This is a genomic window from Staphylococcus sp. HMSC36A10, assembly GCF_001838845.1.
Taxonomy (GTDB): Bacteria; Bacillota; Bacilli; order Staphylococcales; family Staphylococcaceae; genus Staphylococcus; species Staphylococcus aureus.
In genome coordinates, this window is record NZ_KV839086.1 from 82,461 (window position 1) to 92,233 (window position 9,773).

Below are 9,773 nucleotides of genomic sequence, written 5' to 3' on the forward strand. Positions count from 1 at the left end.
TTTTGCGAAAATATCATTTCTGTCCCACTCCCTACAAGTTGAATAAACGTGCGAAGAAACCTTTTTTCTCTTCTTGAGGTTTTGGTTCTGACATTTCAGACTGTGAAGCTGTGCTGTCATTTTCTGCTTTCGCTTCCAATGAATCGTTCGAAGTAGCTTGTTTAGAAGCTTCTGCATGGGCTTCTGCTACTTGTTGTTCAGCATCATGTTGCGCTTCTGCATCTATTGTAGCTTCTTTATTTGAAGTCTCAGCTGCATTGCCATTTTTAGACTGCTCAACGCTGGCTTTTTCAATTGCTTCAGTTGCAGAAATTTGATCCTCTTTATCTACTTTAGTAGTAGTGCCATCGCCTGCATTGTCTGCTTTAGTATCCGTCTTAGCGTCTGTTGACGTATTCACTCCAGCAACCTTCGAATCTTTACTGTCAGCTTTATCTTCAGTAACAGCATTCTTTTCAACTTTATTTGTTGATTCAGCCAATACTTTAGCTTGAGATGCTTGTGCTTCTTGGATAGCCTCTTGTGATGTTTGGATAGCTTTTAAGGATTCGCTATTTGAATCGATTTTAGATGTAAGTTGATTTTGAAGTTCTTTTAATTCTTGTTGTTGCTGATGTACTTGATTCATCATTTGACCAAGTAGGTGACGTTCTTCGCGCATTTTCTGGATTTCTAGGCGTAAATCTTCTACTAATTGAGCGACATTTTGATTAGTAGGTAAGTTTTTGTCATCGTTTTTGACAATGACTTGCAGGAAGTCTTTTTCTTTTTCTAATTCATCAAACGCTAGATCATAACTATTTGTTTGTTTTACTTTGTCGGCAATGTCTTTGAAAAGCTCGATATCTTCTTCTTTGAAATCAGTTGCTTCACGACCACGATATTCAGTCTTGCTTAGTTGGTAACCACGTTCTTCTAAATGTTGAACAATTTTACGGACTTGCTTCTCACTTAGTTCTACGCGTTGTGCAAATTCTTTAGTTAACATACTTTAAAGTCCTTTCTGCATATGCTTTATGTATACTGACGTTTGTCTACGGGCAGTGAAACGTCAGTCTTGCTTCATACATAGTTTAAACGTTATTGTTAGTGATTTCAAGTTTGTTTAAAATGGTTTACGTAAATCCATTTCTTCTAATAAAGCATAAATAATTTCACGTGCGATACCATTTGCAAATACATACTTCAAAATATAATTTGATTTAACACTTGTACCGTAGATATCCTTTGTCAGTTTAATATTTTTCTTTAAAAATAAGTCCACTTTTTTAGTGTGACCATCATTAGTTGGATGAATGTAATCAATTTCAGTTTGTCTTTCAAATTGATGTTCGTATAAAAACTGTCTACGGTGTTCAATAATGAGTCCATTATCTTGTGTTAAATCTGCAGGTTCTTTAGGGACTTCCATCATTAAAAAGTTAATACTTCTAGAATGAACAAGGTTTGATAATAAGTTTAGTTCATGTTCAATTTGATGTAATGTTTGCGTCATTAACTCATCATGGTTGGGTAGGTCTTTTGCGAATAAATAAATTAAAAATGCTGAATTGGTTGTGGCTTCATAATGTGCAGTTGCTAGACTGACAACAACATCGTTTTCTAAGCCTACGATAAAGACATAATCGTTTTCGGTTTTGTTGTTTTCTAATGAGCGTTTGATGATACGTTTATCTTCAGTTAAAGATAAATTTAACTTAGTATCGTAAAGTTTAAGTGCTTCGTTGTAATGTGGATCTTTGACAGATTGAATGGTTTTAAATTCCATAAGAACACCTCCCCAATTTAAATAATATTATAGCATAATCGCCTGCTGTAAAAGACTGTTCATAAACTTTTAAATGGTATAAAAAACTGTACTATCTTAAATTAGACAGTACAGTAATCTCATTTTGAATTCAGTGTGATAACTAAGCTTTGGGACCTTTAGATGCTTCAGCAAAATGTGTAATATCAATCTCTTCATAAGCTGAATTATTTTCATGCACTTCTTGATGTGATGATTTGTCACGAACCGCTACAACTAACATTTTATCGTCTAAAATAAGTTGTTTATATTTTTCTAATTCATCAGGCGCTAAGTTGTAACGTGATAAAACTGCATGTTCACCATCTTCTCCTGTTAACAGTTTAGTCATTCTATCACTAAATGTTCCACTTGTTGAGATAAGGGAGATTTCAGAGTCGTGTAAGTCATTTAGGTGTAATTTACTTTTACTAATAATTGTTAGCTCTGATTCTAAATAACCTTCAGATTTCTTTTGATTGATTACGTTGTATAATTCGCCAGTGTCATTTACTACAGTAATATCTGCCATAGTTGTCGCCCCTTTAAAAATTTGTTTATTTAATCTTTTACCCTTCTTATTATAAAGTAAAACCCTTACATTATTAAGTTATAAGTCTTCATTCGCATTAAACGTCTCTGTACATTTATAAAACTATTAAAAGATTACCTAAGCAGTTATTGAAAAAATGCCGAAAATTTGCTATTATCGTTAAATAATTTACATAAACTCATATAATCTAAAGAATATGGCTTTAGAAGTTTCTACCATGTTGCCTTGAACGACATGACTATGAGTAACAACACAATACTAGGAGTAGCTTCAGCCATTAAATTGTAACCATGGTGGGTGATTTATATCATTTTATATGATGGTCACAGTTTATTTGATGAAACTTCTTTTACATTGATTGCATGACAAATTCGTTATGCATGTTCGTTCACTCATAAACCCTGAAACTATTATTTAGTTTGGGGATTTTTTTGTATCTAGCACCAATTTAAGAGCAAAATGTTTCACACAAATCTGAGGAGGTTTTAAGAGTGGAGTTACTAGGACAAAAAGTAAAGGAAGACGGCGTTGTCATTGATGAGAAGATTTTAAAAGTCGATGGATTTTTAAATCATCAAATTGATGCAAAGTTAATGAATGAAGTTGGTCGCACTTTTTACGAGCAATTTAAAGATAAAGGGATTACTAAAATCTTAACCATTGAAGCTTCCGGTATCGCACCTGCAATCATGGCTGCACTGCATTTTGATGTGCCATGTTTATTTGCGAAAAAAGCAAAACCTAGCACTTTGACGGATGGTTATTATGAAACATCTATTCATTCATTTACTAAAAATAAAACAAGTACGGTCATTGTTTCAAAAGAATTTTTATCAGAAGAAGATACTGTACTCATCATCGATGACTTTTTAGCAAATGGTGATGCTTCATTAGGATTATACGATATCGCACAGCAAGCGAATGCTAAGACAGCTGGTATTGGTATTGTTGTTGAAAAGAGTTTCCAAAATGGGCATCAACGTTTAGAAGAAGCAGGTTTAACAGTTTCTTCTCTCTGCAAGGTTGCTTCACTAGAAGGAAACAAAGTGACATTGGTGGGAGAAGAATAATGAAAAATTTAATCCTAAGTGTTCAACATCTTTTAGCTATGTACGCAGGTGCCATCTTAGTTCCAATCATTGTTGGTACAAGTTTGAAGTTTACACCTGAACAAATCGCTTACTTAGTTACAGTAGATATATTTATGTGTGGGGTTGCCACATTTTTACAAGCCAATAAAGTAACAGGAACAGGATTACCAATCGTTCTTGGATGTACATTCACGGCTGTTGCGCCCATGATTTTAATTGGTCAAACGAAAGGAATAGATGTACTTTATGGTTCGCTATTTTTATCAGGGATATTAGTTATTATCATCGCGCCTTTCTTTTCACATCTTGTAAAATTCTTCCCACCAGTAGTAACGGGTAGTGTTGTTACTATCATTGGTATCAATTTAATGCCAGTAGCAATGAATTACTTAGCTGGAGGTCAAGGTGCAAAGGACTATGGAGATGTTAAGAACATTTTGTTAGGTTTAATGACATTAATCATTATTCTTGTTTTACAAAGATTCACAACTGGATTTATTAAGAGTATTGCCATATTAATTGGACTCGTTTTAGGAACGATAGGTGCTGGCTTACTTGGGATGGTCGATATTAATCAAGTCAATCATGCCGGTTGGTTAGGCATCCCAGTGCCGTTTAGATTCTCTGGATTTAGCTTTGATGTGACATCGACGTTAGTGTTCTTTATTGTAGCTATCGTTAGTTTAATTGAGTCGACAGGTGTCTATCATGCGTTAAGTGAAATTACCGGTAAGAAGTTAGAAAGAAAAGATTTTCGTAAAGGTTATACTGCGGAAGGTCTAGCGATAGTGTTAGGTTCTATATTCAATTCATTTCCGTATACAGCCTATTCGCAAAATGTAGGACTTGTTTCTTTATCCGGCGCTAAGAAAAATAATGTTATATACGGCATGGTCGTGTTATTACTTATATGTGGTTGTATACCTAAGCTTGGTGCATTAGCAAATATCATACCGCTACCTGTGTTAGGTGGTGCGATGATAGCTATGTTTGGCATGGTAATGGCATATGGTGTTAGTATATTAGGACATATCGATTTTAAAAATCAAAACAATTTATTAATTATCGCTGTATCAGTAGGATTAGGTACTGGTATAAGCGCTGTACCACAAGCATTTAAAGGTTTAGGTGAACAATTTGCATGGTTGACTCAAAACGGAATTGTTTTAGGCGCAATCTCTGCAATTATTCTTAATTTCTTTTTTAATGGAATAAAGTATAAACAAACGGAAGAAAATGTGAAATAATATAACTAATTAATTTGAAAAATGGAGGCTGTTTTTAATGTGGGAAAGTAAATTTGCAAAAGAATCATTAACGTTTGATGATGTGTTATTAATTCCAGCACAATCTGATATTTTACCGAAAGACGTTGATTTAAGCGTACAATTATCAGACAAAGTTAAATTAAATATTCCAGTTATTTCTGCTGGTATGGATACTGTAACTGAATCTAAAATGGCGATTGCTATGGCTCGTCAAGGTGGTTTAGGTGTTATTCATAAAAATATGGGCGTTGAAGAACAAGCGGACGAAGTTCAAAAAGTAAAACGCTCAGAAAATGGTGTCATTTCAAACCCATTTTTCTTAACGCCAGAAGAAAGCGTTTATGAAGCAGAAGCATTAATGGGTAAATACCGTATTTCAGGTGTACCAATTGTTGATAATAAAGAAGATCGCAACTTAGTAGGTATTTTAACAAACCGTGACTTACGTTTTATTGAAGACTTCTCGATTAAAATTGTAGATGTAATGACGCAAGAAAATTTAATTACAGCTCCAGTGAATACAACACTTGAAGAAGCAGAAAAAATTCTCCAAAAACATAAGATTGAAAAGTTACCATTAGTTAAAGACGGACGTCTAGAAGGTCTTATTACTATTAAAGATATTGAAAAAGTAATCGAATTCCCTAATGCAGCAAAAGATGAACATGGTCGTCTACTTGTAGCCGCAGCAATCGGTATTTCAAAAGACACTGATATTCGTGCTCAAAAATTAGTCGAAGCAGGTGTGGATGTCTTAGTTATCGATACAGCACATGGTCACTCTAAAGGCGTTATCGATCAAGTGAAACATATTAAGAAGACTTACCCAGAAATCACATTAGTAGCTGGTAACGTAGCAACTGCAGAAGCAACAAAAGATTTATTTGAAGCGGGTGCAGATATTGTTAAAGTTGGTATTGGCCCAGGTTCAATTTGTACGACGCGTGTTGTAGCAGGTGTTGGTGTACCACAAATTACAGCAATTTATGATTGTGCAACTGAAGCACGCAAACATGGTAAAGCTATCATTGCTGATGGTGGTATTAAATTCTCAGGAGATATCATTAAAGCATTAGCTGCTGGTGGACATGCGGTTATGTTAGGTAGCTTATTAGCAGGTACTGAAGAAAGCCCAGGCGCAACAGAAATTTTCCAAGGTAGACAATATAAAGTATACCGCGGTATGGGCTCTTTAGGTGCGATGGAAAAAGGTTCAAACGACCGTTACTTCCAAGAAGACAAAGCGCCTAAGAAATTTGTTCCTGAAGGTATCGAAGGACGTACGGCATATAAAGGTGCGTTACAAGATACAATTTACCAATTAATGGGCGGTGTGCGTGCTGGTATGGGTTATACTGGTTCACACGATTTAAGAGAATTACGCGAAGAAGCACAATTCACACGTATGGGCCCTGCTGGTTTAGCAGAAAGTCACCCACATAATATTCAAATTACGAAAGAATCACCGAACTACTCATTCTAATTAAGATAAAGGAGAACGACAAATATGGAAATGGCAAAAGAACAAGAGTTAATCCTTGTCTTAGACTTTGGTAGCCAATACAACCAATTAATTACACGCCGAATTCGTGAAATGGGCGTTTATAGTGAATTACACGATCATGAAATTTCAATTGAAGAAATTAAGAAAATGAATCCAAAAGGTATTATCTTATCAGGTGGTCCAAATTCAGTTTATGAAGAAGGTTCATTTACAATTGATCCGGAAATATATAATTTAGGAATTCCAGTACTTGGTATTTGTTACGGCATGCAATTAACTACTAAATTACTAGGTGGTAAAGTTGAGCGTGCCAATGAACGTGAATACGGTAAAGCAATCATTAATGCGAAGTCAGATGAGTTATTCGCTGGCTTACCAGCAGAACAAACTGTTTGGATGAGTCATTCTGATAAAGTTATTGAAATTCCAGAAGGCTTTGAAGTTATCGCTGATAGCCCAAGTACAGACTATGCAGCAATCGAAGATAAGAAACGTCGCATTTATGGTGTTCAATTCCATCCAGAAGTACGTCATACAGAATATGGTAATGATTTGTTAAACAACTTCGTACGTCGTGTTTGTGAGTGTAAAGGTCAATGGACAATGGAAAACTTTATCGAAATTGAAATTGAAAAGATTCGTCAACGCGTAGGCGACCGTCGTGTATTATGTGCGATGAGTGGTGGCGTAGATTCATCTGTTGTTGCTGTATTATTGCATAAAGCAATTGGGGATCAACTAACATGTATCTTTGTAGACCATGGCTTACTTCGTAAAGGTGAAGGCGACATGGTTATGGAACAATTCGGTGAAGGGTTCAACATGAATATTATTCGTGTTAATGCGAAAGATCGTTTTATGAATAAATTAAAAGGTGTTTCAGATCCTGAACAAAAACGTAAAATCATTGGTAATGAATTTGTATATGTATTTGATGATGAAGCATCAAAACTGAAAGGTGTAGACTTCCTTGCGCAAGGAACACTTTATACAGACGTTATCGAATCAGGTACCAAGACAGCACAAACAATCAAATCACATCACAATGTTGGTGGATTACCAGAAGACATGGAATTCGAATTAATCGAACCAATCAATACATTGTTTAAAGATGAAGTACGTAAATTAGGTATTGAATTAGGTATTCCAGAACATTTAGTGTGGAGACAACCATTCCCAGGACCTGGTCTTGGTATTCGTGTACTTGGAGAAATTACTGAAGATAAACTAGAAATCGTTAGAGAATCAGACGCGATTTTACGCCAAGTGATTAGAGAAGAAGGTCTTGAAAGAGAAATTTGGCAATACTTCACAGTGTTACCAAACATTCAATCAGTAGGTGTTATGGGAGACTACCGTACGTATGATCACACAGTAGGTATTCGTGCAGTAACATCTATCGACGGTATGACAAGTGACTTCGCACGCATCGATTGGGAAGTCTTACAAAAGATTTCTAGTCGTATCGTAAACGAAGTAGATCACGTCAACCGCGTAGTCTATGACATTACATCAAAACCACCAAGCACAATTGAGTGGGAATAATTATATATAGCAAATGATAGGCTGGAGTTACCGTTACTATGCGGTTTCCAGCCTTTTTGGTGTGCTTGGCATGGGCAACATCATGACGTGAAATAATGGGAATCATCTCTTTCTTATATTTTGAGACGGAGATGATGAGAAGTTAGACAAAAATGTAGAAGAAGTATTTAACGACAATCCTAGTCATACAATGATTGTAGATGATATCCGTTAGAGGAGTGAGAGAAAATTTATTTGTTACTAAGAGACAAGAGTTTTAAATAAATATCTTTTGTACTACATAAAAGAAAGTGGTCGTTATCATAGAATATTTGGCGATAAGGTAAATCTGATTATGTTAGAACCTATATTTATTGATGATTTAGTGAGGTTTGAGAAGACAAGAATGATTGAATTACAATTGACAATTGACACCCCTTAGATTAATATTAATTTATTAGAAGTCAACTAACGCCTCTTAGCAATGCGAAACACAGTTGGCCTTTTTTTTGTAATAGGAGAATTTATAGTTATGGATAAATCACTTGAAATTAACTTAAAAGAATTAGAAGGCATAATGTATAAAGAAAAAGTAATCGACGTTAAAGAGTATGATAATTTAAAAGTAACTTTTGAGACACTAAACGATGCTCCTAAAAGTGAAATACCCACTCCCTTTACAATAGAACAAATGTTATATAAATTAGAAACTAAAAATTTATATTTTCCTGAAATTAAGTCAAAAGAAAAATGTGTGGAGCTTTTACATAGTGTTGGCTATTATAATTTGAAGCATTTTATGTATAATGAATTTGGTAAAGATGAGCCGAAAAATTTTGATGAAGTATATATACTTTATAAATTTGATAGATATTTATTGAAACAATTATTTAGTTTAGTAAATATGTTGGAAACTCATATAAGAAATATTATTTTAGAAGTATATATGTTAGAAATTGAGTATAATAACAAGCCTTCGACACTGTTCTATTTAGATAAAGATTTATATTTTGAGAAAGTTAATGATGAGTATAAATATTCTGCCAAAAAGCTAAAAGAGTTCAATAGGTTACAAAATGTTTTTTGGAGAGCTATAGAAAAAAAGAAAAGTAACGATAACGTTAAACATAATATTAAAAAATACAATATTATACCAGCTTGGGTTTTATTCCAAAATTTTAGTTTTGGAGATTTGTCTACTTTTTATAGAACTACATTACCAACTTATAGAAATAAAGTAAGTAAGCGAATTGAAAATTTAATAGAAAAAAATACTGGTATAAGCATAAAACTTCCAGAAAAGTTATTGTGTGCATGGTTGAATAGTATCAGGTTTTTGAGAAATAGAATAGCTCACACAGATATAATTTATGGAATTAATTTTACAAACACCTGTGCAAAACATCATAGTGATGAGGAAATGTATGTAAATATAGAAAAGTATAAATATCAGCAAAGGTTAGTTACATTTTTATTAGCTATGAAGAAAATATTTATGAGTATGCCAGAAAATAATATTATTGAATGGAATGAGACTCTAACTAAGATAGAGAATAAATGTTCAGAACATAACTTTATTAAACTTTCTAGGTTAGGAGTTATTGAAAATAACCTTTCTTACTTTAAAATAACTAAATAAAAAATAGCGCACACTAATAACTAAGTGATTGTCTTTTTATGCTGAATAATGCCCTGTGTTGTAGTTAGAAAGATTTTCAAATAACACTATATTTATAAAAATGTTGAATTATAATATGGTCGGTTTATTTTATAGGAGTAATAAAAAGCATTTATCTTTTATCCGCCACAAATAATGAGTAAATGTACCTTGCTTTCAATGTTGATATTTTACAACCTTGTAGAGTTGATTTGATATATCATCTCATACGTTGTAGGCAATGAATACGTAAATTATGCAGTGACATGAACTGTTGAGAAGTATAGAGCATTGAAAATCTTGATATATCAATAGTTATAAACTGGTACAAATTAACGAAAAGTACTCTTGTCATCGAGTGGGAATAATTATATATAGCAAATGATAGGC

8 protein-coding genes and 1 riboswitch are annotated in these 9,773 nt (G+C 33.7%); of the genes, 5 read left to right on the forward strand and 3 right to left on the reverse strand.

The annotated features are described in order from the left end of the window. Positions 1-31 precede the first annotated feature (31 nt). From HMPREF3247_RS03430 to HMPREF3247_RS03440, 3 genes are all read right to left on the reverse strand, one after another. Positions 32-988 carry a prolipoprotein diacylglyceryl transferase gene (locus HMPREF3247_RS03430; protein ID WP_000956135.1) on the reverse strand — a complete coding sequence of 319 codons (957 nt, stop codon included), beginning with the start codon at positions 986-988 and terminating at the stop codon, positions 32-34. A gap of 117 nt (positions 989-1,105) precedes the next feature. Beyond that, a complete protein-coding gene (locus HMPREF3247_RS03435) occupies positions 1,106-1,768 on the reverse strand; it encodes a hypothetical protein (RefSeq protein ID WP_000394698.1) in 663 nt (220 codons plus the stop codon). Positions 1,769-1,910: 142 nt separating this feature from the next. Further along, entirely contained in the window at positions 1,911-2,318 is a 408-nt protein-coding gene (locus HMPREF3247_RS03440) for a general stress protein (RefSeq protein ID WP_000763768.1), read from the reverse strand. A gap of 179 nt (positions 2,319-2,497) precedes the next feature. Further along, positions 2,498-2,600: riboswitch (purine riboswitch) on the forward strand. A 230-nt stretch (positions 2,601-2,830) separates the two neighbouring features. On the opposite strand from HMPREF3247_RS03440, the gene xpt reads away from it, so the two are divergent. The 5 genes from xpt (at position 2,831) to HMPREF3247_RS03465 (ending at position 9,365) form a co-directional block, all read left to right on the forward strand. After that, positions 2,831-3,409, forward strand: coding sequence for a xanthine phosphoribosyltransferase (gene xpt / locus HMPREF3247_RS03445; RefSeq protein ID WP_000421410.1), 579 nt, complete (start codon positions 2,831-2,833; stop codon positions 3,407-3,409). Further along, positions 3,409-4,677 carry a xanthine permease PbuX gene (gene pbuX / locus HMPREF3247_RS03450; protein ID WP_000793023.1) on the forward strand — a complete coding sequence of 423 codons (1,269 nt, stop codon included), beginning with the start codon at positions 3,409-3,411 and terminating at the stop codon, positions 4,675-4,677. Before xpt ends, pbuX begins: the two co-directional genes overlap by 1 nt. Positions 4,678-4,714: 37 nt before the next feature. Then, a complete protein-coding gene (gene guaB / locus HMPREF3247_RS03455) occupies positions 4,715-6,181 on the forward strand; it encodes an IMP dehydrogenase (protein WP_000264071.1) in 1,467 nt (488 codons plus the stop codon). A gap of 24 nt (positions 6,182-6,205) precedes the next feature. Further along, the gene (guaA, locus tag HMPREF3247_RS03460) at positions 6,206-7,747 is read left to right on the forward strand and encodes a glutamine-hydrolyzing GMP synthase (RefSeq protein WP_000424968.1); all 1,542 of its coding nucleotides are present in this window, start codon (positions 6,206-6,208) and stop codon (positions 7,745-7,747) included. A gap of 511 nt (positions 7,748-8,258) precedes the next feature. Beyond that, positions 8,259-9,365 carry an Abi family protein gene (locus HMPREF3247_RS03465; RefSeq protein ID WP_000361524.1) on the forward strand — a complete coding sequence of 369 codons (1,107 nt, stop codon included), beginning with the start codon at positions 8,259-8,261 and terminating at the stop codon, positions 9,363-9,365. Positions 9,366-9,773 lie beyond the last annotated feature (408 nt).

Coding starts and splice junctions, on each gene's coding strand:
- HMPREF3247_RS03465 (WP_000361524.1), top strand. CDS start 8,259: ATGGATAAATCACTTGAAATTAACTTAAAAGAATTAGAAGGCATAATG.
- HMPREF3247_RS03435 (WP_000394698.1), bottom strand. CDS start 1,768: ATGGAATTTAAAACCATTCAATCTGTCAAAGATCCACATTACAACGAA.
- HMPREF3247_RS03440 (WP_000763768.1), bottom strand. CDS start 2,318: ATGGCAGATATTACTGTAGTAAATGACACTGGCGAATTATACAACGTA.
- pbuX (WP_000793023.1), top strand. CDS start 3,409: ATGAAAAATTTAATCCTAAGTGTTCAACATCTTTTAGCTATGTACGCA.
- guaA (WP_000424968.1), top strand. CDS start 6,206: ATGGAAATGGCAAAAGAACAAGAGTTAATCCTTGTCTTAGACTTTGGT.
- guaB (WP_000264071.1), top strand. CDS start 4,715: ATGTGGGAAAGTAAATTTGCAAAAGAATCATTAACGTTTGATGATGTG.
- HMPREF3247_RS03430 (WP_000956135.1), bottom strand. CDS start 988: ATGTTAACTAAAGAATTTGCACAACGCGTAGAACTAAGTGAGAAGCAA.